This window comes from Thiomonas sp., from assembly GCF_054608695.1.
On record NZ_JBTRXV010000059.1, the window covers coordinates 1 to 26,941 of the forward strand.

Below are 26,941 nucleotides of genomic sequence, written 5' to 3' on the forward strand. Positions count from 1 at the left end.
AGCGCATGGGCCATGCCGGCGCGCTCATCTCCGGCGGCGCCGACACCGCCGAAGCCAAGCTGGAAGTGATGCACGCCTGCGGCTTCACCGTCACCCGCAACCCGTCGGAAATGGGCCAACTCATCCAGAAACGGCTGGGCTGATTGGGGTTTGACGCGTCCCTGGCGAGGTGCGCGGTGTCGGTGCGACAGCCGCTTCGCTGGGCCGACGTCTGAATCGCGCCACAAGCCTGGCCAGCGCTGGCCGTGACGCAGCCCTGAGTCACTTGCCAGGGCACTCTCCCGCTATGCTGCAGCGTGATGCGCTTGAATGCGCATGGTGTCCCCAGCATTCGTTCGGAGCCTTGCCTTGACCCTGGAGTCCTTTCTCACCCCCGTGTTCTGGGCCGCTCTGGGCCAGATTGTCCTGATCGACATTCTGCTCGGCGGGGATAACGCCGTGGTCATCGCCCTGGCCAGCCGCAAGCTGCCGTTGCCGCAGCGGCGCAAAGCCATCGTGTGGGGCACCGCAGGCGCCATCGGCTTGCGTGTGGTGCTGATTTTTTTCGCCCTCACCTTGCTCAAGCTGCCGTTCCTCAAAATCGTCGGCGCCTTGCTGTTGCTCTGGATTGGCGTCAAGCTGATGCAACCCGAGGATGACGAGGGCGCTCACGGCGACGTGCGGTCGCCCGACAGATTGTGGGCCGCCGTCAAGACGGTCATCATCGCCGACTTTGTCATGAGCCTGGACAACGTCATCGCCATTTCCGGCGCGGCGCAGAACGCCGGTTCCGACCACAGCATGGTTCTGGTGGTGTTCGGCCTGGTGCTCAGCGTGCCCATCATCGTCTGGGGCAGCCAGCTGGTCATCACGCTGATGACGCGGTTCCCCATCATCATCACGCTCGGTGCCATGCTGCTGGGCTGGATCGCCGGTGGCCTGGTGGTGACCGATCCGGCGACCGAGTCCTGGGTGCAGCAACAGCCTTGGGCCAAGCAGGCAACGGCCCTGGCCGGTGCTGTCGGCGCTGCCATCGTCTGGGGTGCCGGACACTGGCAGCGTCGTCGGAACACCATGACTGCTCACGGTTCCTGACCATCGTCCAAACAACTCAATCCAGACCACGAGCCCTATGCCCAGCCTTGCCGACAAGCCGCGCGCCCTGCAATTGGAGATGGCCAGTTGCACCGATATGGGCCGGGTGCGCGAGCACAACGAAGACGCCATCGCCTGCGACGCGGTCGCTGGCATTGCCGTGCTGGCCGACGGCATGGGGGGCTATGCGGCCGGCGAAGTTGCCAGCGGCGTGGCTGCGGCGCAGATCAATGCCGACCTGTCGCGCCTCAAGGCCGAGTACCCGCGCATCAGCGCCGTTGACTTGTCGAATGCCATGCGCGAATCCATCCGGCGCGTGAATACCCAGATCTACCGTTCCGCCAAGCAAGATCTGCGTTACTCCGGCATGGGCACGACGCTGGTTGCCGTGGCCTTTACCGGCAATGTGGCGGTGCTTGGCCACGCGGGCGATTCGCGTGCCTACTTGCTGCGCCAGCAGCGCCTGACGCAGATCACCAAGGATCATTCGCTGCTGCAGGAGCAGATCGACATGGGCCTCGTTCGGGTGGGTGACGCCGGAGCGAAAGCCGTGAAGAATCTGGTGACGCGGGCTTTGGGTGTGGATTTGTCCCTGGAGCCGGAGCTCGGCATGACCCCAGTGCTGCCGGGGGATCGGATCCTGCTGTGCTCCGACGGCCTGAGCGACATGTTGTCCGACAACAGCATCCAGACCATCCTGAACGATTATGAAGATGCCGCTGAAGCTGCTGCCCTTCGCCTCGTGCAGGAGGCCAATTTGGCCGGCGGGCGCGATAATATTTCCGTCATCATCGTGACGCTGCACCAAGGTGCATGCGTTTGATCGTACAAAGACGCAAGCTTCCCCCTGCCCAATGCGACGCCCGATGTTCCCGCGCCCTCAACTCCAACACACAAGGTAGATCGCCATGGCCAAACTGGTCATCTTTCTCGACGACAAAGTGCTCAAGGAAGTGGTTCTCAACAAGGACCGCGTCACCCTGGGGCGGCGCCCGCACAACGATGTGGTGATCGACAACCTGGCCGTGAGCGGCGAGCATGCCGTGTTGCTGCGCGAAGGCGATGGCTATGTGGTGCAGGACCTGGGCAGCACCAACGGTTCCTACATCAACGGCAAGCCGATCAAGCGTGCCGCCTTCAACGAGGGCGACTCGCTGGACATCGGCAAATACACCCTGCGCCTGCTGTCGGACTCGAAGCAATCCGCCTTTGCCGGCTCGCGATTCGGCAACTCTCGCTTCGGCCCCACAGGTTTCACCAATTCGGGCGGGACTGGAACCAGCTTTCGCAATTCGCGCAGTGGGTTGACCACCTCCAGTTACAGCCCCACGCAACATCAGGATGGCGGCTTGCCGGCGTTCAAGATCCGCGTGGTCAGCGGTGCCGCAGCGGGTACCGAGTTGGTGCTGAGCAAGCCGCAAACCACCTTCGGCCAACATGGCGTCATGGTCGTGTCGATCCAGCGCAATCCGCGTGGCTACGAGCTGTCCCAAGTCGAGGGCGAGCAGCGTGTGCGCATCAACGGCGCCGCGCTCGGCCTGGTACCCGCGGTGCTGACTTCAGGCGATGTGGTCGAACTGGCTGGCGGCACGCGCTTGCAAATTCTGCCAGCCTGAAGACCGGGCGCGCTTCTGGCGGAGGGTGGTCGGTAGCTGGCGAGCCGCCGACAGGCGCTGCACCGTATCGAAACAGCTGCACGGCAGCAGGGAGCCGCGGGCAAGCATGCCCGCAGGCCCTTCGGCGTGTCCCAACAGGATCAAGCCCGTTTGGAGCCGTACGCCTCAGCGATTCACGCGCATGAGTTTGAGCATATTCGTGCCGCCCGGGGCGCCCATGGGCTCGCCGCAGGTGATGGCGTAGCTGTCGCCAATGGCTAGCGCATGATTTTTCACCAGCAGGATTTCGGCCTGCTTCAGCGCTTCGTCGCGGTCATTGGAAAACTGCATGTGCACCGGACGCACATTGCGGTAGAGCGTCATGCGGCGCACCGAGCTCTCCTTGGGCGAGAGCGCGTAGATGGGCATGCGCACACGGTGGCGGCTCATCCACAGCGCGGTGGAGCCTGACTCAGTGAGCGCCACGATGGCCTTGCAGTCCAGATGGTGCGCCGTGAACAGCGCCGCCATGGCGATGGAATGGTCGATGCGCGTGAAACTCTTGTCGACGAAGTCGCGCTCGAGTTTCATTTCCTCGAAGCGCTCGGCTTCGACGCAGATGCTGGCCATGGCTTCCACCGTTTCAACCGGGTATTTGCCGGCGGCGGTTTCCGCGGAGAGCATGACCGCGTCGGTGCCGTCGAGTACGGCGTTGGCCACGTCCGACACTTCGGCGCGGGTGGGTACGGCGTTGGTGATCATGGACTCCATCATCTGCGTCGCGGTGATCACCACGCGGTCCATGTCGCGGGCCATGCGGATCATGCGTTTTTGCAGCGCCGGCACCGCGGCGTTGCCGACTTCAACCGCCAGGTCTCCGCGTGCCACCATGATGCCGTCGGACGCCTTCAGGATTTCCGCCAGCGCCGGAATGGCCTCGGCGCGCTCGATCTTGGCGATGAGCGCCGGCTTGTGGCCATGGGCCGCGCCGGCCACATTCGCCAACTGCCGCGCCAGTTCCATATCGGTGGCGCTCTTCGGGAACGACACGGCCAGATAGTCGGCCTGGAAAGCCATCGCAGTGCGGATGTCCTCCATGTCCTTGGCCGTGAGGGCCGGTGCCGATAGGCCGCCGCCCTGCTTGTTGATGCCTTTGTTGTTCGACAGCTCGCCGCCGATGACCACCGTGGTGATGATCTTCGAGCCCTCCACCGCATCGACCGCGAGCACGATCAGGCCATCGTTGAGCAGCAGCCGGTCGCCCTGTTTCACGTCGCTCGGCAGATCCTTGTAGTCCAGCCCGGCGATGTCCGCATTGCCCAGTTCGCACTCCGCGTCCAGGGTGAAGCGACTGCCCTTTTCCAGCAGGATCTTGCCGCCGGTGAATTTGCCGACGCGGATTTTCGGCCCCTGCAGATCGGCCATGATGGCGACCTCGCGGCCGCAGCGCTTGGCCGTGTCGCGCACCAGGACAGCGCGGTCGATATGGTCTTGCGCGTTGCCATGGGAAAAATTGAGCCGAACCACATCGACCCCGGCGCGGATGATGCGTTCGAGGACTTCGGGTGAGGAACTGGCCGGGCCGATGGTGGCCACGATTTTGGTTGCGCGGGACATGGAATGGGAATGTTGGGATCGGTGGAAAGCGGCGTGGCTGACAAGCAGGAAGGCAACAGACAAAAAATACTGCAAAACCGTGAACAATTGAACAGCAGTGTAGGCCTGCATCAGGGTCGTTCCGCACAAAACGGTCTGAATCTGGACGTATGCTTTGACCACGCGCATTGGGCCAAGACATCCAGGCGCGACGATGCGAGGCCAAGGGGGCGGTATGGGGCGATTGGGATGGATCACGCCGGGGCAGAGCCGCAAACCGCAGCTTCCTGGTCGTGGGGTCTGGCGCACGCGCCTGTGAGCCCGGCATGGCCACGACCTTTCCTCTTGACGATCTCACCGACTCGGCCGCGGTCCGCCGCCTGCTCGAAGCCGTCGACCTTCCCATCGGCCGCTGGGATGCGCAATCCCGCCTGACCTTCTGCAATCCGCCCTACCTGCGCTGGGCCCGGTTGCCGGCGCAGGCCTTGCTCGGCAGAACCCTGGCCGAGCTTTACGGCGTCGAGGCCTGGGAGCGTGCCCAAAACGCCTTTGCACTGGCCTTTCAGGGCCAGCCAGCCGAGTACGAACGCCTGTTGACCCACCTGCAGCCGCCGCGCTGGGGCCGGGTCCAGGTGTTTCCCGAACTCACCGCGCACGGCGAGGTGACGGCCGTCTATACCGTTGCGTTCGATATCCACAACGACGTCGTGCTGGCCGAATCGCTGCGTCGGTCGAACTGGCTGCTGGAGCAGCACATGCTCAATGCACCATGGGGCGTGGTGGAAACCGATGGCGCTCTGCGCGTCACGCGCTGGTCGCGCGCGGCCGAACAGATCCTCGGCTACACCGCCAGCCAGAGCTTGCGGCTGGACTGCCTCGATCGTGGCGTGGCGCCCGAAAACTTGCCGCAGTGGCATGACACCCTGCGGCGCATCCGGCAGGGGAAACTGCAATCGTCCGTCGTGCAGCGGCCGCACCATTTGCCCGATGGGCAACGGATCTGGAGCGAATGGACCTTGTCAGCCCTGCGCGATGACGCTGGCAGCATGGTCTCGCTGCTGTGTTTCGTGCGCGACGTCTCCGCCCAGGTGCGCCGCCATGCGCGCCTGCAGCGCGAGGCCGAGCACGACGCGCTCACCGGCGTGCTCAGCCGCCGCGCCATCATGCACCGGCTGGACGTCGCCCTGGAACGGCGCCAGCCTGGCGAGTTGTTGGCGGTGTGCTTCATCGACCTGGACGGATTCAAGCCGGTGAACGACAGCCTCGGCCACCACGAGGGCGACCGCCTGCTCATGCATGTGGCCAAGGCCCTGGCCGCCAGCGTGCGCGGCGAGGACGTCGTCGGCCGCCTCGGTGGCGATGAATTCGTCGTGGTGGCGCTGCTGCGCAGCGAGCGCGATGCCGGCGTGCTGGCCGAAAAACTGGTGTGCGCCGTGCGCGATGCGTCCCTCGGCCTGCATCCACCGACGCAGGTCACCGCCAGCGTCGGTGTGGCCATGGTGCCGCAACACGCGCGCAACAACTTCGAGTTGCTGCAGCGTGCCGACGACGCCATGTACACGGCCAAGCGCAGCGGCAAGAACCGTTGGGTCATCTGCCCCAATCCGGATGCCGGGCAGACGCAGTTTCCAGGCAAGTCTGCCGCCGTCTGAACGCGATGCGCCGACCTGGCGCCCACGCCGCGCCCAGGTCAGCCCAGCCAGGCGCGCAGTCCGATCAAGATCCAATACGCCGCCATGCCGCTGACGATGGTGCCGAGGATGCCGCGGCGCCACAGGTAGTAGCCGCTGGCAACGACCGCGGCGCCGAGCTTGACCCAGGAGGGTCCCAGATCGGTCGCCAGCAGCAACTCGGGCGCCACCACCGCAGCCAGGGCGGCAGCCGGTGCGTAGCGCAGGGCGAGCCGCAGGCGCGAGGGCAGATTCCAGGCCTTGTGCGGGAACAGGAACATGGCGCGCGTGACGATGGTCACGGCGGTGAGGCCCGCCACCAGGGCGATTTCGGTTTCGAGTTGCATGGGGTTCAGGCTGTGCGGCTTACATCGCCAGGCCGGTGCGGCGCTGGCTCCACGCGTCCCAGCTCATGCCGACCACCAGTGCCAGCGCAATGGCGAGGACGAGATTGAGCTTGAGTGGCAGCCAGAACAGGGCGGTGCTGAGGGCGGAAGCCAGGACGATGACCCCGGCCACTGCGCGGTTGGCCATCAGCCCGAGCACGATGGCCAGCAACGCCAGGGTGCCGGCGAAACCCACGCCCCAGGAGTCGGGAAACAGGTTGGCGAGGAAAATGCCGGCAATGGACGGTATCTGCCAGAACAGCCAGTTGACCGTGCCGCCGCCGAGGAAATAGCGCGTCTGCTCGGTGGTGCCGTGGGCCACGGGATGGCGGCGCAGCATGACCACCAGGTTCACATCGCCGATCAGGTAGCCATAAGCCACGCGTTTGAACAGCGACAGGCGCTCCAGGTAAGGGCGCATTTGCGCGCTGAAGACGACGAAGCGCAGGTTCACACAAAAAGCCGCGCCCAGCACCAGGGCCAGGGGCGCCCCGGCGGCAATCAAGGGCAGGGCGGCGAGTTGGGCGCTGCCGGCATACACCGTGAGGCTGATGACCAGCGCCAGCCAGACGCTGAGGCCGGACTTGACCATGGCCACGCCGGTGACCAGGCCCCAGGCGCTGATGCCCAGGCCGACGGCACGCATGTCGCGAAAGCCTTCGCGAAAGTCTGGGTCAGCCAGCAATTGGCGCAAGCGGGGGGGTAGCAAGAACAGTCTCCGAAGGATCTGATGCAGCCCGAGGCAGATCGGGCCGAAGAGGCACGCCAGGGATGCAAATCCGCGGCGATTCCGGTTTATTTTGCGCCGCCGCAAAATCCCCTGCAAGCCGAAGCTGCATGATCGTGCTGCCATGCGCTTTGTATGGCGCATCAACGCCACGCAGGCCGGCAAAGGCTGGTTCTCGACGCCACTTGACGGGCCTGAGCCGGCTTGGGCTATTGCCGCGGCACGACGATGCGGCGAAGCACCGGCGCCTTGTGCAGCACAGCCATGATGCGCGCGACGTTCGGATTGTTCTGCAGCCCGGCCTCGGCGGCGAGGGCGTCGAAGTTCCTGGCGGTTTGCGGCGCATAGCGCCAGAAGGCGTGCGCGGTGTAGCGCGCCAGGTCCAGTGCCTTTTGTGTTTCGCCCAGACGCAGCAGCACGATCATGCGGCGCGACAGCAGCCCGGGATCGCCCCAGGCGTGGGAGGAGCGATCGAGCAGCGCCAGATCGGCCAGCAAATCGTCCCGGCTGGCGTCGGGTGAGGGCAGCACGGAAGCGGCCTCGGTGAACTGGGCCAGCGGTAGGAAGAACCAGTCGTCACGCAAGGCGGTGCTGCGCGCAGCCAGGCTGTTCGGGGGGTCGCCGCTGTAGACCTCGGCGGTGCGGGTGTAGTCGATGGCCGCCTTGAAGGTGAACAGCAGCGCCAGCACCCCGGCGGCGATGCCGGCGCTGCGCCACGGCCCCAGGTTGGGTCGCTTCCATTGAGCCGGCACGAGTTGCGCCGGCGCCGCCGCGCCCTCGGCCCAGCCCAGGGCGAACGCAAACGCCAGGAGGAAGTACGCATACCAAAGTGGGTATTCCACCAGGCTGTGCAGACCGATGAAACTGGCCGTCATCAAGCCCGGCAGCAGGGCGATGCGCCGCGCCGCGCCCGCTAGCCCAACACGCCAGGGCTGCACCACCTGCCACAGCCACACCAGCGCGGCGACCAGCACCGGCAAGGTGCCCGCCACCCCGGTTTCGGCCAGCAGCTGCAGGATCAGATCGTGGGCGTTGTCGATGTTGTCCAGCGGCAGTGGGTGCAGGTGGCCAGCCAGCGTGGTCTGCTCCAGGCCCCAGCCGATCTGGCCCCAGCCCCAGCCGCTGATGGGATGCATCTGGAACACTTGCCAGGCGTTGCGCCAGATGATGGAACGGGCGTTGACCGGCTGGTCGAGTTGGCGCGTGACGGCGTCGAGATAGCTGATCCAGCCGAAATGGTCGGCCTCGTGCAGCACCAGCCACCAGGCCGCATACAGCAGCGGCGCGGCCAGCAAGGCTTGCCAATGCCGGTTGCGCCAGGCGCCCGGCACGGCCAGCGCCACCAGCATGGCAACCACGAACACATGCACGGTGCCGGTGCGCGAGCCGCTGACGACCAGCGCCCAGGCCAGCATGGCGCTGAAGGTCCAGACGGTGCGCAGGCGCAGGCGCGGAGCCAGTCCGGCCAGCCCGGCAAAGCCCATGGCCACGGCCGTGGCGTAGTGGTTGGGCTGACGCAGGTTGCCGTAGATGCGACCGTCGCCGGGGAAGCTGATGATTTGATAAAACCAGGCCGCGTGCGCGTTGAACCACTGCCCCAGCGCCGGCATTTGCCACAGGCTGAATTGCACCAGGCCGATGAAACCCTGCACCAAACCCTGCGCCAGCAGGGCGGTGCAAGCCAGGCGGAGCCAGGCTGTCTGGCGCGACAGGCCAAGGCCCAATCCGGCCACCAGGGCAGCGCCCAGCAGCAGCAAGACCGCCATCCAGCCCTGTCCTGGGTAAGCCAGGCGTCCCGCGAGGGTTTGCGCCGCAATCACCGCGGCCAGCACGACGAAGCCCCACACCGCCGTGCCCAGGCGTGGTAGCCAGCCGGCGGCGGCGGCGGCCACGAGAGTCAGGCTCCAGAGCCCGGCGGCCAGCAACATGGTGCCGGTCTTGGCGCTGGGGCCGGGGTCGTACGGCCAGAAGAACGGCAAGGCCAGCGCCAGGACGAGCAGGACTTGCCCCGGCAGGGCGTAACGCGAGCCGGCATGGGCTGGTGCTGGAGCGGCCGAGGCGTCGATGCGGGGCCTTTGGGCGTGCGCAGAGGCGGTCATTGGGGTAGGAGCTTGTCGAGCTGTCGGTCTTGCCGCAGACGGTTTTGCAAGGCTTGCAGCCGGGCGTCGATGATGGACGCCTCGAAGTAGTTGGCGCCCGGTGTGCGCTGGGCGATTTTGAGTTGCAGCACGGCGCCTTCGAGGTTGTCTTCCAGGGCATAGGCCTCGCCGGTGGCGCGGTGCTGGGCGGCGAATTCACCGGTCGCGGCGTAAGCCTGGGCCAGCCATTTCCACAGCTGGATATCGTGGGGATGCAGCACGGTTTGCTCGCGCAGGAAATCGCGCGTGGCGTTTTTGTTGGGCAGCGCGAGCAGGGCACGAGCCTGCAGGTGCAGCGCGGCGCGCGACGCCGGATCGACCAGGAGCAACTGGCGGGCAAGGCTCAGGGCGGGCTGGGCCTGCTGCTGGGACAGCAGCCAGTCGCCGTGCGCCAGATCCAGCGGCAGGCGCTCGGCCGGGCTGAATGCGCTGGCGTCGTTTTGCGCCTGCTGCAAGGCAAGCGCTGCGGCTTCGAACTGGTTGATGGCTTGCAGCGCCAGCGCCTGGCCGTAAGCCCAGGCCGCGCGCTGGGCGGGGAAGCCGGCAGGCTTGGTGGCCAGCTCATCCGCCAGACGGCGCCAGGCGTCGCTGCGGTCCTGGGTGAGCACTCGGGCGCGGGCGTTCATCAGCCAGAAGCGCAGGCCGTGGTCCGGCGGCAGTGGCTGGTTGCCGCCGCGCGCCTGGGCATCGGCGATGCGTTCGCTGGTCAGCGGGTGATCCTGCAGGAAGGCATAGACGTCGGCATTGTCCAGGCGCGACATGTTCTGCAAGCGCTCTAGCATGCTGGCCATGGCCTGGGGCGGATAGCCCGAGGCGCGCAGGATGCCAGTGCCGACGCGATCGGCGTCGCGCTCGTTGTTGCGCGAAAAGCGCAGTGCGCGGTCCACCGCAGCGGCCTGCCCACCCAGCGCCAGTCCTTCCGCGGCCTGACCACTGCCGGTGGCGCCGGCGAGGATGGCCAGCACCAGCGAGCCGATGGACAGGATGTTGTTGGTGCTGGCCTGGGCCAGGCGCTGGGCGATGTGGCGCTGGGTGATGTGCGACAGCTCGTGCGCAAACACCGCAGCCAGTTGCGCCTCGGCCCGCGCGTCCACCACTAGGCCGGTGTGCACGCCGACATAGCCGCCTGGCAGGGAGAAGGCGTTGAAGCTGGCGACGCGCAAGACGAAGACCTCGAAGCGGTGCGGCGCGTCGGGCTCGGCAGTCGCGTCGGCCGCCTTGGTCAGGCGCTGGACGATGGCTTGCAAATAGTCGCGCAGCAGCACGTCATGCAGGTATTCGGGCTGGCGGCGCATTTCGCCCATGATGCGTTCGCCCAGCCGAGTTTCCACCGCCGGCGGCAGCAAACCCTGCGCCGCATCGCCCAGCGCGGGCAGGCTGGCAATGGACTCATTTTCCGCCGCATGGCTTGTGGTGGGCAGCCCGAGCAGCAGCGAAAACCCGCACAGGCCACAGCGCAGGAGTTGGCGACGGCGGGTGAAATCAGTCATGGCTCAAAGCGGTGCAGTGGAGAAGCAATGCATGGCGAAACAAGGTCCAACAAGGGCAAAAGGCTCCGGCGTCTGGCCCGCGCTCAGGCCGTGAGCGCCGCCAGCGCGCGCTGCTGGCCCTCGGGCTCGAACTCGGCCAGCACGGCCTGGGCCAAGGGAGCGAGCCGGGCGCAGTCGGCGCGCAGAACTTCCTGCTTGACGCTGAGGATTTGCGCCGGGTGCATGGAAAAACTGCGCAGGCCCATACCCAGCAACAGGCGGGTGAGGCTGGGGTCGCCGGCCATTTCGCCGCAGACGCTCACATGCACGGCGCGGCCCTTCCAGGCCTCGGCGGCGTGGCTCTGGGCGATGGTCTGGCCCAGCAGCTGCAGCACGGCCGGATGCAGCGGGTCGTACAGCGCGGCCACGCTTTCATCGGCGCGGTCGATGGCCAGGGTGTACTGCACCAGGTCGTTGGTGCCGACCGAGACGAAGTCGAAGTACTTGAGGAACAGCGGCAGCATGAGCACGGCGCCAGGCACCTCGATCATCGCTCCCACCTCCACCGGCCCATAGGCCTGGCCGGAAGCGGCCAGCTCGGTGCGGGCCGTGTCGAGCAGGGCGAAGGTCTGGCGAATTTCGCCGACATGCGCCAGCATGGGGATGAGGATGCGCAGCGGCCCGAATGACGCGGCACGCAGCAGGGCGCGCAACTGCACCCGGAACATGGCGGGGTCGGACAGGCTGTAGCGAATGGCGCGCAGCCCCAGCGCCGGGTTGAGGTGGGTGAAATCGCCGTCGCGGTAAGCGGCCTCGGTGCCCAGCGGTTTGTCGGCGCCGATGTCGATGGTGCGGATGGTGACCGGGCGCCCCTGCATGCTCTGCAGCACGCGCCGATAGGCCTCGAACTGCTCCTCCTCGCCGGGCAGGTCGTGGGCGCGGTTCATGAACAGGAACTCGGTGCGGAACAGCCCCACGCCGGCGGCGCCGGACTGCAGCGCGGCGTCGCAGTCGTCGGGCAGTTCGATGTTGGCCAGCAGCTCGACCATTTGCCCGTCGAGCGTGCGCGCCGGGGTGTTTTTCAGGCGTTTGAGGCGCTCGCGCGCGAGCGAGGACTCCTGCTTGCGCACGCGGTAGTCTTCGAGAATGATGGGTGATGGATCGACGATGAGCAGGCCGCCGTCGCCGTCGATGATGACCCAGTCGTCCTGCCGGATCAGGCGGCTGGCTTCGCGCGCGCCCACCACCGCCGGAATGTCCAGGCTGCGGGCGACGATGGCGGTGTGCGAGGTCTTGCCGCCGACATCGGTGACGAAGCCACGGAACACACCCTGCTTGAACTGCATCATGTCGGCCGGCGAGATGTCGTGCGCCACCAGCACCAGGTCTTCGTCGCTGCTCATGCCGCGCGCCAGCCCGCCCGTGCCGCGCAAGGCGCGCAGGAGGCGCTCCACCACCTGCTCGACGTCGGCCTTGCGCTCGCGCAGATAGCTGTCGTCCATTTCATCGAAGCTGCGGCCGATGACTTCGAGCTGCGCGGTGAGCGCCCACTCCGCGTTGTAGCGCCGCCGGCGGATCCACACCGCGGTTTCGCGGCCGATCTGCGGGTCGTCCAGCAGCATCTTGTGAACGTCGATGAAGGCCGAGAGCTCGGCCGGGGCGTCTTCCGGCAATTCAGTCTGCAGCGCGTCGAGTTCGGCGCGCACGGCTTGGCGCGCGGCGCGCAGGCGGTCGACCTCCTGCTCTTCCTGCCCGGGATCGACGAAGTAGTGCGCCACGTCCAGCCGCGCCGAGGACATGAGCACGGCGCGCCCGACAGCCACACCGCGAGAAACCGGAATACCGAAGATTTGCAGAGCCATGACTCCATCTTAGTTAGAGGCGGCCGCGGCCGCCGGGGCGTTGCGGTGCGGCACAACAAACGCAGTTCTTTCGCAATAATGTTTCCAAACCCTACGGTTCGACGTGGAATTCAGCGGGGTTCGGCGATTTTCTGGGCGCGGCGCCAGAATCCGCCTCTTCTTTGCTCCACTTCACGAGGTGAATCCATGAACAAAATCGTCATGTCTCTGGCCCTGGCAGGTCTGCTCGCCACCCCGGTTGCGGCCTTCGCCATGCATCACGAGATCAAGGTCGAACTCGCCGCGCAGAACAATTCTGGCGAAACCGGCTACGCCATCATCAAGCCCATGGGCAAGGGCATCGAAGTCACCGTCCACCTCAAGGGCGGCCCCAAGGGCGTGGCCCAGCCGGACCATATCCACCCGGGTACTTGCGCGAGCTTGAACCCGGTGCCGAAGTATCCGCTGGAAAACGTGGTGGATGGCATGTCGGTGACCAAGCTGCCCGAGGTCAGCATGGACGACGTGCTCAAGGAGCCGATGGCGATCAACGTGCATGAGAGCGCCTCTGACATCAAGAAATACGTGGCTTGCGGCGACATCAAGAAGCCCATGTGAACAGCTTTCCCGCGCATGAAAAAGCCGGCTCGAAGCCGGCTTTTTCATGCGCGCCGGGGCGTCGCCGCCGTGGTGTTGTCGAGCGCGGCAACGTCCAGCACGAAGCAGGCGCCCCCGCCTGGGTTCGGAACGTAGCGCACATCGCCGCCGTGCAGCCGGGCGATGCGTCGCACCAGCGGCAGGCCCAGGCCGCTGCCGTCGCCACGCCCCTGCAGCCGGACGAACGGCTCGAAAATGCGCTCGGCTTCGGCCATGGGTACGCCCGGGCCACGGTCGCAGACGCTGATGCGCGCGCCGCCTGCCGTGCGCTGCACGCTGAGTTCGGGCGGGCTGCCGGGGGCGTGTTTGCGCGCGTTGTCCAGCAGGTTGCGAATGGCGTGGCGCAGCAGGCGCTCGTCGCCCGAGAAACGAACCCAGTCGCCCTGGACTTCGACGTCATCGCGCGCCGCCTCCTCGGCGGCCAAGGCCAGCAGGTCGACTTCGCGCACATCCAGAACACGCGTGCCGCCCGCATCCAGCCGGCTGAACAGCAGGATGGTGCCAATGAGCTCGTCCAGCTCGGCCAGATCGCGCCTGGCCTCGGTCATGGCGGCATCGTGCGTCCTGCCAGGCAGTTGCGGCTGGCTCAGGGTTTCCAGCGCCATGCGCAGGCGTGCCAAGGGGGTGCGCAATTCGTGCGAGGTATAGGCCAGCAAGGATTTGTGACTGTTCACCAGGGTTTCGATACGGCCGGCGGCCTGGTTGAACGCCACGGCCAGCGCCGCCACCTCGTCGCGCCCCTCGACGGCCACGCGTGCGCCCAGGTTCAGATTACCGAGCGCCTGCACGCCGCGTTGCAGGCGCTGCAGGCGGCGCGTGAGTCGGCGCATCAACGGGAAGGTGACAGCGCCAACCACCAAGGCCGTGATCACGGTGGTGGCCAGTGGCGACAGCAGCAGGCGCCGCCACGGCGAGGGCTGGATGCCGTAGACATGCATGAAGGCGCGGAACATGGCGTGCCGCAGCGCGACTTCTTGCGGATTGGAGAAAAACAGCCAGTGGATGAACACGGCCGAGGCCACGGCCTGCACCAGCAAGGCGATGGCCAGCGCCAGGCCGATGCGCGCCCACAGCGGGGTGCGCACGGCAAAGGCCGCAGCAGGGCCGGGTGCCGGAGCTGTCGGGGATGCCGCCGATGCCGCGATCGCAGCGTCTGCCGCGTCTGCAGATGGGGCCAGGGCGGCGGGCTTGGGCGCGGCAGCCATGGCGGCTTGGGGCCGGTTCATGCCACGTCCTGGCTGCGGGCAAACACGTAGCCGGCGCCGCGCAGGGTGAGGATGCGCCGCGGGTGGCGCGGGTCGTCTTCGAGCACGGCGCGGATGCGACTGATGTGAACGTCGATGGAGCGGTCGTAGACCTCGGGCGCGTCGGTGTTGTTCACCGCATCGAGCAGGAAGTCGCGCGACAGCACCCGCCCCGGATGGCGCGCCAGGGCCAGCAGCAGGTCGAACTGGTAGCCGGTGAGTTGGCGCGCTTCGCCATCGACCCGCACCTGGCGCGCGGCGGGGTCGACTTCCAGACGGCCGAATCGCAGAACCTGGGTTGGCTCGGACGCGCCCTGGCGGCGGCGGACGATGGCGCGCAGCCGCGCCAGCAGCTCGCGCGGCTCGAAGGGCTTGGGCAGATAGTCGTCGGCGCCGAGTTCCAGGCCGATGACGCGGTCGAGCGGATCGCCCCGCGCCGTGAGCATGAGCACCGGCAGGTCGCTGCCGGTGCTGCGCAGCCGGCGGCACAGGTCCAGGCCGTCGCCATCGGGCAGCATCAGGTCCAGCACCACGGCGTCGAAGCCCGGGCCGTGGCCAACGGCCTCGTCCAGCCCCAGCGCGGTGTGAGACTGGGCCAGGTTGACGGCACGCGCCACCTGCCAGCCAGCCGTCGTCAGGTAGTCGTCCACCATCTGCCCCAGGCGGGCGTCATCTTCGACCAGCAGCAGGCGAAGGTTCATGGGCAGTCTCCCGGTCTCGTGCGAATCCAAAGCCTGTGAGCCGCCAGCGGCCAGGCTTGCTTTACTGCGCGCCACCCATGCCGTGGTTCATCGGGCCGTGGCCCATGTCGCCATGGTCGCCCGGCTTCGCGCCGTGGCGCATGCGTTCCTGCAGCATGTGGGCGATCTGCTGGCGCTGCGCCGGGGTCAGGACCAGGGCGACTTCATATTGCGTCTGGGTCATGGTCTTGGAGATCTGATCGGCCACGGCCATCTGTTTGCTGCGCAGGTTTTCCAGCGCACCGAAGTCGATGTTGGGTGCGGCCAGCAATTGCATGCGCTGCTGCGTCAAGTCGTGCATCTGTTCCATCAGCGGACGGTTGTGCTCCATGGCGCTTTTCTGGAAACCGCGGATGCGTTCGCGCTGCTCAGGCGTGGCGTGCACGCGGTCGAGCATGCGCTGCATCGTGCGGTCCATGCCGTGATGCTTCCAAGCTTTTTCGTGGCCATGCGGCATGCCGTGCTGCATGCCCTGACCCATCGGGCCGCCTTGCTGCATGGGGGCTGCGGGAGGCGGGGAAGGTTCACTCTGGGCCAGTGCTGAACCGGCGATCAGGCTCAGGCTCAGGCCCAGCGCACCGAGAACGGCCTTGGTCGAGAGGTGTTGCGGGAAGCGGCTGGGGCGGGCGGTGGTGTGCAGCGACATGATGAATCTCCAGGATGGTCCCGCGTGGGGACGATGCTTGCATGATGCGCCCCAAGCATTGCCAACGTTTGCCGCGCGGATGTCGGAATGTTGCGGGGGGTGGCCAGCCGCCGGTCTGGCACTTGCACCGCGCGGCGCCGGCGGCGCCCCGACGTCGTCGCCCGCGAGCCTGCAGCGTGCTGGACTTGCGGCTTATTCGCCTTCGCCGAATTTGTCGTCCACCAGCAAGGTGAGTTGGTCCAGCGCCTGTTGGGCATCCGCGCCATCGGCCTCGATGCCGATGCGGGAACCCTGGCCAGCGGCCAGCATCATCACGCCCATGATGCTTTTGGCGTTGACGCGGCGGGAGCCTTTGGAGAGCCAGATATTACTGCCGAATTCCGAGGCTAGTTTGGTGAGCTTGGCCGAAGCACGGGCGTGCAGCCCGAGTTTGTTGCTGATGAGGAGTTCGCGTTTCAACATGGGGGAGGGTCGGAGGTCTCGTCGTTGTGAAGTTCGGCGATGCCACGAGCGCCACCGGCCAGGGCCCGGTCCAGGAGCGCGTCCAGTGGCTCATTCTGGTAGCACAGGGTGCGCAGCAGCATGGGCAGGTTGACGCCCGAAACCACGCGCACCGCGGTTGCCGGCACAGGTGCGCGCGCCAGGCGTTGAGCCAGATTGCACGGTGTGGCGCCGGCAGCATCCACCAACAGCAGCGCGGCGCCATCGTTTCCGGCGACGCGCTGCAGCGCCGCTTGCGCCTGGGGCAGCATGCTTTCGGGCGAGGCGTCGGGCGGCACGTCCAGCGCCTCCAACTGGCTGGGGCAACCGGCGTAGACATGGGCTGCACAGTCGCGCAGGGCGCTGGCCAGCGGGGCGTGGGCGATGATGAGGATGCCGGGCATGCGGCGCACTCCAGAGGGCGGATGGGGCAACTGGGTGTCAGCAGCTTCGCGTCACACAGGGCCATACCGCAGAGCATTCAAGTTTAGCTGCGGCGCAACATTGCGCAAACCCGATGGGTTCAATCACCCAATCAACCCCCGCCCGGCAGGCGGATCGAGTTGGCAAAGGTCTGTGCCGCTTCGTCCTTGTAATGCGAGCTGCTGGCGAAGGTCGTCGCCTGGAACACCTGGGTGCCCTGGGCAAACAGAACCACCCGTTCGCGCAGCGGCTGACCCGTGGGGGATTTGCCGGCGATCTTCAGGTCCAGCGCATCGGCCAGGCCGCGGGTCGCATGGGCAACATCGGCGGGCTGGCTCTGGGTCACGTAGCCGGCAACGTTGCGCACCGCAGCCTGGTGCAGCGCGGCCAGGGCCGCGCTCACCTTCGTCGCGTCCCTCATGTCGGCGTGGGCCAGGGCGAAGGTCATGTCGTCTGTGGCGCACCCGGTCATGCTCATCTTGACCATGCTGCCGGCCAATTGCACGGTTTGCGCGATTTGCTGCGGCTTGCAGGGAAAGGTCAGCAGGATGTCGATGTCCTTCGGGCGCGTTTCCCGCCAGTTCAGGGTGGGTGAGCAAGCGCCAAGCAGACTCGCCGCCGAAACCGCCAGCGCGACGGGCCATGACCAGCCACGCTGGGAACGGGGGTGTTGATGAAGATTTAGCATATGCGCATTATCCGGTGAAGTTTTCCAGCCTACGGAGTTCAGCCCATGTACCGCAACCCGATACTCCCCGAGTCGACTGCGTCCGTCTGGACGAAGTTTGCGCTGCGACTCCAAGCCCATGTGCGCGCCTGGCTTTGGACGGGCTTGATCGCCATGGGGCTGTCATTCACGCTCGCTGGCTTGTCGCGGGCCGACACGCCACTGCCACCTGCGCGCGATCTGCAGTCGAGCGCAGTCCAGGCTGCGAGCCGGCACCAACCGCTGGTGGTGATGTTCAGCTACCCCGGCTGCACCTATTGCGAGCGCTTGCGCAAGAGCACCTACCAATGGCTGGTGAAAGACGGCTACGCGGTGCAACAGGTGGAGATGGAGCCCGATTACCGATTGCTGGGCTTCGACGGCAAGCCCACGACCGGCAAGGCCCTGGCGCAAAAATACGGCGTGCAACTGGCCCCCACCGTGCTGTTTTTCGGCCCCGGTGGGCGCGAAGTGGCCGGCCGCCTGGCGGGTGCAGGCCAGCCCGACTTCTACCAGGCCTTCGTCGACCGCGCCTTGAAGGAGGGCGCCGCGCAGCTTGGTGCCAACAAGGAAGCGCCGGGCCGCTCCCAAGCTTCCTTGACCCCCTCGGGGGGTGGCCGCAGCAAGGCAGCGGCCTAGGGGCCGTCACGAAGGAAGCGCCGGGCCGCTCCCAAGCTTCCTCCTCCCTCTCGGCGGTGCGCGGGAACAAGACCTGACCGCTGGTGCGCAAACGCAGGCAAGCCGGATGATCGATGCGCAATGCTGCATGCCCTGTACAGTATTGATATACTGTAGCCAGTATCAAATCCAAAGATTTCACGCCGTGTGGCGGTTCGTCCTTGTCAGCCGTTCCGCTGGTGGATTAGTCTAGGTGCCGGTCTTCGGTTTCGGTGCTGCACAAGGCTGCAAGTACGACCTAAGCCGCTTCGTTCAACCGGGGGTTTTCAAATGGCTGATTCCGCAATGCGCCGCATCGGTGTCGGTGTTGTTCTGCTGGTCGCCGCCTGGCCTGTTTGGGCCGATGCATTGACGCTGGATTTTCGTCAGGCCATCGACATGGCCTTGCGTCAAAACCCTGACCTGCTTTCGGCCCAGGCGCAAATTGCCCAGGCCCAGGCCGGCGTGTCGCAAGCCGAAGGTGCGCGCCTGCCCAAGATCACCGCCACCGTGGGCGCCACCCGCACCAATGACGCGCTGAATGCCTTCGGCATGAAGCTGTCGCAGCGCCAGGCCACGTTCAACGACTTCGGCGCCAACCAGTTCACGGGCCCCGAGTCTCTCGGCGTCGCCCCCAACAACCTGAACGATCCCGGCTGGGTGAACAATTTCAGCACGCGGCTGGAAGCCCAGTTGCCGCTATACACCGGCGGCAAGTTGCAGGGCTATCGGCAGCAGGCGCGTGCCATGCTGCTGGCGGCGCAGTCGGGCGACGTTGCGGCGCGTCAGCAAATCATCGCCCGTGCGCTGCAGGCTTACGACGGCGTGTACACCGCGCGCGCCTTCCAGGGGGTGGCAGCCAAGGCGCTGGAGGCGGCGCAGAGCCAGGTGAAAACCGTGGACAGCCTGCTCAAGCAGGGCGTGGTGATCAAGAGCGATTTGCTTTCGGCCCAGGTGCGGCTGGAAGACGTGAAGCTGCAGCAAGAGCAAGCTGGCGATATGGAGGCGCAGGCGATGGATGCGCTGCATGTGGCGTTGGGTCTGCCACTCACCGAGAAGATCGAGCTTGGGCCGGAGGTGCAGGTGAGCCTGCCCGCTGGCAGCCCGGACAGATGGATCGGCCAGGCGCTGGAGAACAACCCACAGATTCAGGCACTGCGGCAGCAGATTCAAGCGGCTTCGGGCAAGGTGGAAGTGGCCCGCTCGGAGCTGTATCCGCAGGTGGGCGCCTTGGCGCGTGTCGACACCGCCGACCCGAGCGTGGGCTTCAGCGCGCACAGCTACACCATCGGCGCGCAGCTCACCTGGAATGTGTTCGATGGCGGCGTTGCCCGCCAGGGGGTGGATCAGGCCGTGGCGCAGCGCATGGAGATGCAGGCCAAGCTGCAGTCGGCGGAGAACCAGCTCGGCATGCAGATTCAGGACAGCTACCGCAAGGCGCTGGACGCGCAGAACCAGCTCAAGACACGCGCCCTCGCGGTGCAGCAATCCGAAGAAGCCGCGCGCATCGTGAGCAAGCGCTATGCCAACGGCGTCGGCACGCTGGTGGAGGTGCAGGGCGCGCAAGCCCAGCTCGACAAGGCCCGTGCCGACCTGGTGCTGGCGCGCAACCAGATCAATATGCAGCGCGCCGCACTGCGCCTGGCCCTGGGCCAGCTCACGCTCGACGGCCTGCAACCTGTCGTCGCGTCCACCACGGCATCTGTCGCTGCATCCGCTATGCAGGCGCAACCGGCCTCAACCTCGGCCCAACCCTGATGACCACGGATACACCTGGTCGCCCACCCCATTCAGTCGAGAACATCATGCTCCATGCCCCATCGCGCTTCCTGCCCGGCCTCAGCCTGAAACGCACGCCGCTGGCCCTGCTGCTCGCGGCCGCCTTGCTGTCCGGCTGCGGCCGTCCCGACGAGACGGCCAGCACCGCGGCGGCCCCGCGCCTGGTCGCGGCGCAAACCCTCAAGCTCGCCTCCAGCAATCTGCAGCATCTCACCCTGCTGTCGGGCACGGTGGTGTCGAGCAATCAGGTGCAGGTGGCGTCGCGCCTGATGGGCTACATCCGTACCCTGACGGTGAGGGAAGGTCAGACGGTGAAGGCGGGAGAACTGCTGTTCCAGGTCGACCCCACCGACATCGAGGGTCAGGTGGCGCAGGCGCGCGCAGGCCTTGCGCAGGCGCAGGCCAACTTCGCCAATGCCAAGGGGGATGACGAGCGCTTTGGCAATCTCTACAAAGATCAGGCCATTCCGAAACAACAGTGGGATCAGATCCAACTGCGCTATCAGGTGGCACAGCAACAGGTGGCCGCGGCGCAGGCAGGGCTCAACACCGCATTGGCGCAAATGCGCTACGCCTCCGTGACTTCGCCGATTGCCGGCGTGGTGGTGCAAAAAATGGCGAATCAGGGTGATCTGGCGGCACCGGGCCGCCCGGTGCTGGTGATCGAAGGCCAAGGCAAGCTGCAGGTGCAAACACAAGTGCCGGGCGAGGTGTACGGCAAGATCAGGATTGGCGACACGGTGCAGATGTTTGCGAATGGCAAAACGCTGCAGGGCATCATTGCCCAGGCCGTGCCGGTGGCCGATCCGATGAGCCACACGCACACCGTGAAGATCGATCTGCCCGCCAACGCCGGGCTCGACAGCGGCAGCTTCGTGCGCGTGGGCTTTCCGGTCGGCAGCTCGCCGCAATTGCGCGTGCCACAAGCCGCGGTGGTCGATCGCGCCGGGATGACCGGGGTGTTCGTGGTGGACAGGGATGGCATCGCCCACTTCCGCCTGGTCAGGCTGGGCGCGCAGACCGGCGACGAGGTCGAAATTCAGGCGGGCTTGAGCGCGGACGACACCATCGTCACCAGCAACCTGGGCGCAGTGGAAAACGGCGTGAAGATCGGCGGAGGCAACCGTGGCTGAACGCGCCCCCATGAACAGCGCGGGCAGGCTGGCCCGCGCCTTCATCAGTTCCAAGATCACCGCCCTCGTCATGGTGGCGCTCACGCTGGTCGGAGTGCTGGCGCTGCTGGTCACGCCGCGCGAGTACAACCCGCAGATCGTGGTGCCGGCGGCGAACATCATCGTCGCCAAGCCCGGTGCCGGCCCGCAGGAAATCCAGAACCTGGTGGTCAAGCCGCTGGAAGCGATCATGGCGTCGATGTCCGGCGTCGATCACACCTACGGCTACGCGACGAGCGATTTCGGCGTGGTCACGGTGCAGTTCAAAGTGGGCGAGGACCAGGAGAAAAGCCTGGTCAAGATGTACAACCAGCTGATGCAGAACCTTGACCGCATTCCCCCCGGGGCGATGCAGCCGGTGATCAAGCCGATCAACGTGGACGACGTGCCGATTCTGACCCTCACGCTGTCGTCGGCCAGCATGGGCGGCGTGCAGTTGCGCGACGTCGGCGAGAAGGTCCTGGCGCATTTGCGCAATGTCCCGGGCGTGTCGTTCACCGAGGTGGTGGGCGGTGCGCCGCGGGCCGTGAATGTGTGGATTTCGCCATCCAGGCTGGCCGCTGCCGGCATACCGCTGGAACAGCTCGACAAAACACTGCAAGGAAGCAACGCCGCCGCGCCCATCGGCAATCTGGTCGACAACAACCAGGTCACGCCGGTGCGCGTGGACAGCTTTCTCGGCAACGCGCAGCAGGTGGGCGACATCATGATCGGCGCGCCCGGTGGCAAGCCGGTCTACCTGAAGGACGTGGCGCGCGTGGTGGACGGCCCCGAGCATGTGGACGATCTGTCGCACTTCGCCTGGGGCCTGGCCGCCAAGGGCAAGCCGCACGGGCAGGAGATGAGCGCCGTCACCCTGGCCATTGCCAAGAAGTCCGGCACCAATGCCGTGGTGGTGGTGCATGACGTGCTGGCCAAGCTCGACACCATCAAGTCTTACGCGCTGCCGCAGGGTGTGCATGTCACGGTCACGCGCGACGATGGCCACAAGGCCAACGAGGCGGTGAACACCCTGGTCGAGCACTTGGGAATCGCCATCGTCAGCGTCTCGCTGCTGCTGTGGTTTTTCCTCGGCTGGCGCGAGGCGGGCATCGTCACCCTCACGGTGCCGCTGACGCTGTTCGCCGTGCTCGCGGTGGATCTCATCATCGGCCAGAGCATCAACCGCATCACCTTGTTCGCGCTCATCTTGTCGCTGGGCCTGCTGGTGGATGGCGCGATTGTGGTGATCGAAAACATCCACCGCCATCTGCACAGCGGGCCCAAGGGTGACTTCATCTCCACCGTGATCGAGGCCACCAACGAGATCGGCAACCCGACCAATATGGCCACGCTGGCGGTGATCCTGGCCTTCATTCCGATGGCCTTCGTCAGCGGCATGATGGGTCCGTTCATGCGCCCCATCCCGATCAACGTGCCAGTGGCGATGATCGCCTCGCTGCTGCTGGCCTACATCGTCGTGCCCTGGGCAGCGCGCGTGTGGCTGAGCAAGAAGGCCGCGCGCGAAGCCCTGGCGCGCAGCGAGGCGCTGGAAGAGCAGGGCGCGCACAAGGACGACAAACTGCACACGGCCTACCTCAAGCTCATCGAGCCCATGCTCAAGAGCCGCACCAGGCGCAACCTGATGCTGGCGGGGGTGCTGTTGTTGTTGATGGCGGCGATGTTGATGCCGGCCTGGCAGTTCATCCGCCCGTCCGGCATGAACGGTCCGCTGTCGCCGCTTGGCGTGGAGCTGAAAATGCTGCCGAACGACAACACCAACACCTTCCTGGTGCAGGTGGATACGCCGGCAGGCTCATCGCTGGAACGCACCGACGAAGTGGCGCGCGCGGTTGGCGATGTGCTGGCGACCAACCCCTATGTGGTCGATTACCAGACCTTCGTCGGCGAAGCCGCGCCCATCGACTTCGCCTCGCTGGTGCGTGGCGACATGCTCAAGCGCGGCGACAACTTCGCGCAAATCCGCGTCAATCTCGTGGGCAAGAGCGAGCGCTCGATCGAGTCGCACGCCATCGTGCAACAGCTCGATGAGCGGCTCGCCGCGGTGCGTGCGCGCTTTCCGTCCAGCTTCATCAAGCTGTTCGAAACTCCACCCGGCCCGCCCGTGCGCGCGCAGGTCATGGCCGAGTTGTACGGCCCGAACTACGACACCCTGCGCAGCTCCGCCAAGAACGTGCTGGCCGACTTCGACAAGACCTATGGCCTGATGAACCAGGACGATTCGGTCACGGCAACCACGGCCGAATACCGCATCGGGATCGACCGCCAGAAAGCGGCCATGTCGGGCATCGTTCCGGGGCAGGTGATTCAACTGCTGCACAACTATGTGTCCGGGATGAAGGTGGGTGCCATCCACGACAACGCCTCGCTGGAGCCGATCAACATCATCGTGCGCGTGCCGCGCGCCGACCGCCAGAGCCCGCAGCAATTGCTCGACGTGCCGATCCAGAATGCGCAGGGCAAGATCATTCCGCTATCCAGCATCGCCACGGTGGAGAAAACCAGCCTGGCCAAGCCGATCTACACCCGCGACCAGCATCCTGTGGTCTATGTGAGCGGCGAGATGAGCCACTCCAGCCCGGTCTATGCCACGCTCAGCCTGAACTCCAGGCTCGACGGCAAAAAACTGGCCAACGGCACCACCTTCACCACCGGCAACCTCGGCTTCACCGACACCCCGGCATCCGACCTCAAGGGCTACCAGCTGCTGTGGGGCGGCGAGATGCGCCTGACCCTCGACGTATTCCGCGACCTGGGCTCGGCCTTCATGGTGGCGCTGGTGTTCATCTACCTGCTGCTGGTGGCGTACTACAAGTCCTTCCTGCTGCCGGTCATCGTCATGGGAGCGATCCCGCTCACCCTCATCGGCGTGTTTCCCGGCCACTGGATCACGCACCAGGCATTTACCGCGACGTCGATGATCGGGGTGATCGCCCTGGCGGGCGTGGTGGTGCGCAACTCACTGCTGCTGATCGACTTCATCCTCGACTACCGCGCCCGCGGCTACAGCCTGCAGGAGTCGGTGGCGCAGGCCGGCGCCGTGCGCCTGCGTCCCATTCTGCTCACCGCGCTGGCCATCATCTTCGGCTCGGCCGTGATGGTGTCCGACCCGGTGTTCGGCGGGCTGGCGGTGTCGCTGATCTTCGGGACCCTGCTGTCGACCATCCTCACGCTCATCGTGATTCCGCTGCTGTATTACATCTGGCAGATTCGTGTCCAATCACCACCGCCGATGCAAGCATGATGGGCCGCCTTTACAACTTGTCATTCCCGCCGCCGCCCACGCGCTTGATACCCGGGTGGGTTTGCATTATTTTTGATGTATTGATTCCCATCCAACCGCTGGAGCCTGACCATGACCGTTGAACGCTACATCCGTATTTTTGCCGGGACCTTCATCCTGCTGTCCCTTGCCCTGGGTGTACGAGAAAGCCCGATTTTCGTGTCCGAATGGTTCCTGCTGCTGACCGCCTTCGTGGGTGCCAACCTGCTGCAGTTCGGCTTCACCAACTTCTGCCCGCTGGGCCTCATCCTGAAAAAGGCGGGCGTGCCTGAGTCCAAGCTGAGCTGCGGGAGCTGAACCGTCTCGGCTCAGTTCGCATGGGTGAGCCCGCAACGCAAGGCCGACCGCCTCAGTATCATGAATGAAAGGCAACGGATGCGCCATTCCACTCCTCCCCATACCCAGCCCCCTGGAGAGTCCTTCATGACTGTTCTCACCGATCAATCTTCGCGTACCGACATCCTCAACCGCCTCAAGCGCGCCGAGGGTCAGTTGCGCGGTGTGCAGCGCATGATCGACGAAGGCGAGCCCTGCCTCAAGGTTGCGCAGCAACTCTCGGCGGTGCGCAAGGCGCTGGACAGCACCTTCGTGCGCATGACCGTTTGCTACATCGAGCAGGAGCTCGACTCCCGCATGGACGGCGGCCCGACCGAGAAGGTCAAGCTCGATTCCATGATGGAGGAGATGGAAACCCTGTTGAGCCGCATGACCTGAACGCCCGGCCCGCTCAAGCGCGGGCGATTGCTGGCGCCATCGCCTCGGCCACGAGGCGGCCCGTTGCGGTGATGACGCCGCCTCCCAGACAAACCTCCCCCGCATAGACCACGGCCGACTGGCCAGGCGTCGCCGCCCACTGCGGCGTGTCGAACGCCAGCGAAAAGCCGCCGTCATTCAGCTCACCGATGCGGCAGGCGCTATCCGCCTGGCGGTAGCGCGTCTTGGCGCTGAGAGCACCCCGGGAGCGGCCCTGCGTGTCCTCGTGAACCGTGCCGGCGCTGGGTGCGACTCCCGCCACCCAGCTCATATCGCTGGCTCGCAGGCTGTGGCTCAGTAGCCAAGGATGGTCGTGACCCTGCGCGACATAGAGGGTGTTGCTGGCCATGTCCTTGCACGCCACGAACCAAGGTTCGCCGCTGCCGTCCTTGCTGCCGCCCAGACCAATGCCCTTGCGCTGCCCCAGGGTGTAGAACGCCAGGCCGACATGCTCGCCAAGCAGGCGGCCATCGGGCGTTTTCATCGGTCCGGGGCGCGTCGGCAAGTAACGGTTGAGAAACTCGCGAAACGGCCGCTCGCCGATGAAGCAGATTCCGGTCGAGTCCTTCTTGCGCGCATTGTGCAGGCCGATTTCCGCAGCGATGCGGCGCACCTCGATCTTGTGCAGCGCACCCACCGGGAACAAGGTTTTCGACAACTGCGCCTGGTTCAGCCGATGCAGGAAATAGCTCTGGTCCTTGGACGGATCGAGCCCGCGCAGCAGCTCGAATCCCGGTGCCGTTTCGCGTACCCGGGCGTAATGGCCGGTGGCGATTTTCTCCGCACCCAGGCGCATGGCATGGTCGAGAAAAGCCTTGAACTTGATTTCGGCGTTGCACAGCACATCGGGGTTGGGCGTGCGCCCGGCGGCGTATTCGCGCAGGAATTCGGCGAACACGCGGTCTTTGTATTCGGCGGCGAAATTCACCGCTTCGATGTCGATGCCGATGCGGTCGGCCACGCTCACCGCATCCAGCCAGTCCTGGCGCGACGAGCAGTATTCACTGTCATCGTCGTCTTCCCAGTTCTTCATGAACAGGCCGACGACGTCGTAGCCCTGCTGTTTGAGCAGCCAGGCGGAAACGGATGAATCGACGCCACCGGACAGGCCGACGACGACGCGGGGTTTGGGGCTGGGTAACATGCGCAAATTTTAGGCGCCGCCGCCCCCGCCCTGCAGCGCCAGCACGCTGGCATGGGTCGTCACCAAGTCGAGGGGATAACACTTGCCGGCGAGGTGGTCCTCCACGCACTGCAGCACCAGCGGGCTGCGATGCCGCGACTGGCTGGCGCGCACTTCCTCGGGCGTCAGCCACAGGGTGCGGACGATGCCGTGATCCAGCACGCGCCCGGCCACGCTTGCGCCCACGCTGCCGCGAAACGCGAAGCGCAGGTAAGTCACATCTTCGCCCGGGCGCTGGAAGCGCGACAGGTACACGCCCACCAACCCGTCGGGCGTGAAGTCGCGGGTGGTTTCCTCCAGCGCTTCACGCGCCACGCCCTGCAGCGGGCTCTCGCCCGGCTCCAGATGGCCGGCCGGGTTGTTCAGGCGCAGGCCTTCCTGGGTGTGTTCCTCCACCAGCAAAAAGCGGCCATCCTGCTCGATGATGGCGGCAACGGTGACACTGGGTTTCCAGGCTTGGCGCATGGGTGGGCCTTCAAGGACGAAGTGACCGATTGTTTCATCAAACCCCCGGGTTCTCCCGGGGGCTGGCTTGCTGCGCTTGCACCCGAATGCCGCGCTTCGGTAAGAATATCGGGTTGGATCGCATGAGACATCCCCAACCCACAAGGAGAATCCTGGATGCGCATCGGCGTTGTTGCTGAGAGCTTAGGAGGAGAGCGGCGGGTGGCGGCCACACCCGAGACCGTCAAGAAGCTGGTGGCCCAGGGCCACACCGTGCT

The 26,941-nt window shown here is 65.9% G+C and carries 26 protein-coding genes and 1 pseudogene; 13 read left to right on the plus strand and 14 right to left on the minus strand.

Annotation, left to right across the window (positions count from 1 at the left end; all coding sequences use genetic code 11):
- The 4 genes and pseudogenes from ACYCUK_RS16400 to ACYCUK_RS16415 all read left to right on the plus strand — a co-directional run.
- Positions 1–143, plus strand: a pseudogene (locus ACYCUK_RS16400) (succinate--CoA ligase subunit alpha); the annotation flags it as partial.
- Positions 144–354: 211 nt separating this feature from the next.
- Entirely contained in the window at positions 355–1,074 is a 720-nt protein-coding gene (locus ACYCUK_RS16405; RefSeq protein ID WP_461595783.1) for a TerC family protein, read from the plus strand.
- 37 nt (positions 1,075–1,111) lie between these two features.
- Entirely contained in the window at positions 1,112–1,897 is a 786-nt protein-coding gene (locus ACYCUK_RS16410; RefSeq protein WP_112487663.1) for a Stp1/IreP family PP2C-type Ser/Thr phosphatase, read from the plus strand.
- 85 nt (positions 1,898–1,982) lie between these two features.
- A complete protein-coding gene (locus ACYCUK_RS16415; RefSeq protein ID WP_461595762.1) occupies positions 1,983–2,690 on the plus strand; it encodes an FHA domain-containing protein in 708 nt (235 codons plus the stop codon).
- 165 nt (positions 2,691–2,855) lie between these two features.
- Here ACYCUK_RS16415 and pyk read toward each other — a convergent pair whose 3' ends face one another.
- Positions 2,856–4,286, minus strand: coding sequence for a pyruvate kinase (gene pyk / locus ACYCUK_RS16420; protein WP_461595763.1), 1,431 nt, complete (start codon positions 4,284–4,286; stop codon positions 2,856–2,858).
- A 305-nt stretch (positions 4,287–4,591) separates the two neighbouring features.
- Between pyk and ACYCUK_RS16425 the strand changes: the two genes are divergently transcribed.
- A complete protein-coding gene (locus tag ACYCUK_RS16425; protein ID WP_461595764.1) occupies positions 4,592–5,917 on the plus strand; it encodes a sensor domain-containing diguanylate cyclase in 1,326 nt (441 codons plus the stop codon).
- Positions 5,918–5,955: 38 nt separating this feature from the next.
- Here the strand turns inward: ACYCUK_RS16425 and ACYCUK_RS16430 are convergent, their stop codons facing one another.
- The 5 genes from ACYCUK_RS16430 to ptsP form a co-directional block, all read right to left on the minus strand.
- The gene (locus tag ACYCUK_RS16430) at positions 5,956–6,282 is read right to left on the minus strand and encodes an AzlD domain-containing protein (RefSeq protein ID WP_112487659.1); all 327 of its coding nucleotides are present in this window, start codon (positions 6,280–6,282) and stop codon (positions 5,956–5,958) included.
- 19 nt (positions 6,283–6,301) lie between these two features.
- Positions 6,302–7,030, minus strand: coding sequence for an AzlC family ABC transporter permease (locus ACYCUK_RS16435; protein ID WP_461595765.1), 729 nt, complete (start codon positions 7,028–7,030; stop codon positions 6,302–6,304).
- Between the two features lie 227 nt (positions 7,031–7,257).
- On the minus strand, positions 7,258–9,147 hold the full coding sequence (locus ACYCUK_RS16440) for a PglL family O-oligosaccharyltransferase (protein ID WP_461595766.1): 1,890 nt from the start codon (positions 9,145–9,147) through the stop codon (positions 7,258–7,260).
- Positions 9,144–10,676, minus strand: coding sequence for a M48 family metalloprotease (locus ACYCUK_RS16445; protein ID WP_461595767.1), 1,533 nt, complete (start codon positions 10,674–10,676; stop codon positions 9,144–9,146). The genes ACYCUK_RS16440 and ACYCUK_RS16445 overlap by 4 nt, the downstream gene beginning before the upstream one ends.
- A gap of 83 nt (positions 10,677–10,759) precedes the next feature.
- Entirely contained in the window at positions 10,760–12,517 is a 1,758-nt protein-coding gene (gene ptsP / locus ACYCUK_RS16450) for a phosphoenolpyruvate--protein phosphotransferase (protein ID WP_461595768.1), read from the minus strand.
- 186 nt (positions 12,518–12,703) lie between these two features.
- Here ptsP and ACYCUK_RS16455 point away from each other — a divergent pair, with 186 nt between their 5' ends.
- Entirely contained in the window at positions 12,704–13,114 is a 411-nt protein-coding gene (locus ACYCUK_RS16455) for a hypothetical protein (RefSeq protein WP_461595769.1), read from the plus strand.
- Positions 13,115–13,158: 44 nt separating this feature from the next.
- On the opposite strand, the gene ACYCUK_RS16460 is transcribed toward ACYCUK_RS16455, so the two are convergent.
- The 6 genes from ACYCUK_RS16460 to ACYCUK_RS16485 all read right to left on the minus strand — a co-directional run bounded on the left by ACYCUK_RS16460 (position 13,159) and on the right by ACYCUK_RS16485 (position 17,374).
- Positions 13,159–14,379 (minus strand): HAMP domain-containing sensor histidine kinase, encoded by a 1,221-nt coding sequence (locus ACYCUK_RS16460; protein ID WP_461595770.1) that lies wholly within the window; start codon positions 14,377–14,379, stop codon positions 13,159–13,161.
- Entirely contained in the window at positions 14,376–15,098 is a 723-nt protein-coding gene (locus tag ACYCUK_RS16465) for a winged helix-turn-helix domain-containing protein (RefSeq protein WP_461595771.1), read from the minus strand. Before ACYCUK_RS16465 ends, ACYCUK_RS16460 begins: the two co-directional genes overlap by 4 nt.
- A 61-nt stretch (positions 15,099–15,159) precedes the next feature.
- Entirely contained in the window at positions 15,160–15,783 is a 624-nt protein-coding gene (locus ACYCUK_RS16470) for a Spy/CpxP family protein refolding chaperone (RefSeq protein WP_461595772.1), read from the minus strand.
- Positions 15,784–15,975: 192 nt separating this feature from the next.
- Positions 15,976–16,245: an HPr family phosphocarrier protein gene (locus ACYCUK_RS16475; RefSeq protein ID WP_461595773.1), complete on the minus strand. Its 270-nt coding sequence runs from the start codon at positions 16,243–16,245 to the stop codon at positions 15,976–15,978.
- Positions 16,239–16,667 (minus strand): PTS sugar transporter subunit IIA, encoded by a 429-nt coding sequence (locus ACYCUK_RS16480; protein WP_461595774.1) that lies wholly within the window; start codon positions 16,665–16,667, stop codon positions 16,239–16,241. The genes ACYCUK_RS16475 and ACYCUK_RS16480 overlap by 7 nt, the downstream gene beginning before the upstream one ends.
- Before the next feature lie 131 nt (positions 16,668–16,798).
- Positions 16,799–17,374: a hypothetical protein gene (locus ACYCUK_RS16485; RefSeq protein WP_461595775.1), complete on the minus strand. Its 576-nt coding sequence runs from the start codon at positions 17,372–17,374 to the stop codon at positions 16,799–16,801.
- A 45-nt stretch (positions 17,375–17,419) separates the two neighbouring features.
- Here ACYCUK_RS16485 and ACYCUK_RS16490 point away from each other — a divergent pair, with 45 nt between their 5' ends.
- From ACYCUK_RS16490 to ACYCUK_RS16515, 6 genes are all read left to right on the plus strand, one after another.
- The gene (locus tag ACYCUK_RS16490; RefSeq protein WP_461595776.1) at positions 17,420–18,031 is read left to right on the plus strand and encodes a thioredoxin fold domain-containing protein; all 612 of its coding nucleotides are present in this window, start codon (positions 17,420–17,422) and stop codon (positions 18,029–18,031) included.
- A 309-nt stretch (positions 18,032–18,340) separates the two neighbouring features.
- Positions 18,341–19,807 (plus strand): TolC family protein, encoded by a 1,467-nt coding sequence (locus ACYCUK_RS16495; RefSeq protein WP_461595777.1) that lies wholly within the window; start codon positions 18,341–18,343, stop codon positions 19,805–19,807.
- Positions 19,808–19,854: 47 nt separating this feature from the next.
- Positions 19,855–20,961, plus strand: coding sequence for an efflux RND transporter periplasmic adaptor subunit (locus ACYCUK_RS16500; RefSeq protein ID WP_461595778.1), 1,107 nt, complete (start codon positions 19,855–19,857; stop codon positions 20,959–20,961).
- Positions 20,954–24,244: an efflux RND transporter permease subunit gene (locus tag ACYCUK_RS16505; protein WP_461595779.1), complete on the plus strand. Its 3,291-nt coding sequence runs from the start codon at positions 20,954–20,956 to the stop codon at positions 24,242–24,244. Before ACYCUK_RS16500 ends, ACYCUK_RS16505 begins: the two co-directional genes overlap by 8 nt.
- A gap of 111 nt (positions 24,245–24,355) precedes the next feature.
- Positions 24,356–24,580, plus strand: coding sequence for a YgaP family membrane protein (locus ACYCUK_RS16510; RefSeq protein ID WP_461595780.1), 225 nt, complete (start codon positions 24,356–24,358; stop codon positions 24,578–24,580).
- A gap of 126 nt (positions 24,581–24,706) precedes the next feature.
- On the plus strand, positions 24,707–24,997 hold the full coding sequence (locus ACYCUK_RS16515) for a metal-sensing transcriptional repressor (RefSeq protein ID WP_112487637.1): 291 nt from the start codon (positions 24,707–24,709) through the stop codon (positions 24,995–24,997).
- 13 nt (positions 24,998–25,010) lie between these two features.
- On the opposite strand, the gene mnmA is transcribed toward ACYCUK_RS16515, so the two are convergent.
- Together mnmA and ACYCUK_RS16525 are read right to left on the minus strand one after the other, a co-directional pair.
- Positions 25,011–26,180: a tRNA 2-thiouridine(34) synthase MnmA gene (gene mnmA / locus ACYCUK_RS16520; RefSeq protein WP_461595781.1), complete on the minus strand. Its 1,170-nt coding sequence runs from the start codon at positions 26,178–26,180 to the stop codon at positions 25,011–25,013.
- 9 nt (positions 26,181–26,189) lie between these two features.
- Entirely contained in the window at positions 26,190–26,684 is a 495-nt protein-coding gene (locus ACYCUK_RS16525) for an NUDIX hydrolase (protein ID WP_461595782.1), read from the minus strand.
- Positions 26,685–26,840: 156 nt separating this feature from the next.
- Here ACYCUK_RS16525 and ACYCUK_RS16530 point away from each other — a divergent pair.
- On the plus strand, positions 26,841–26,941 hold a 101-nt coding region (locus ACYCUK_RS16530; RefSeq protein WP_461595784.1), incomplete at its 3' end, for a hypothetical protein.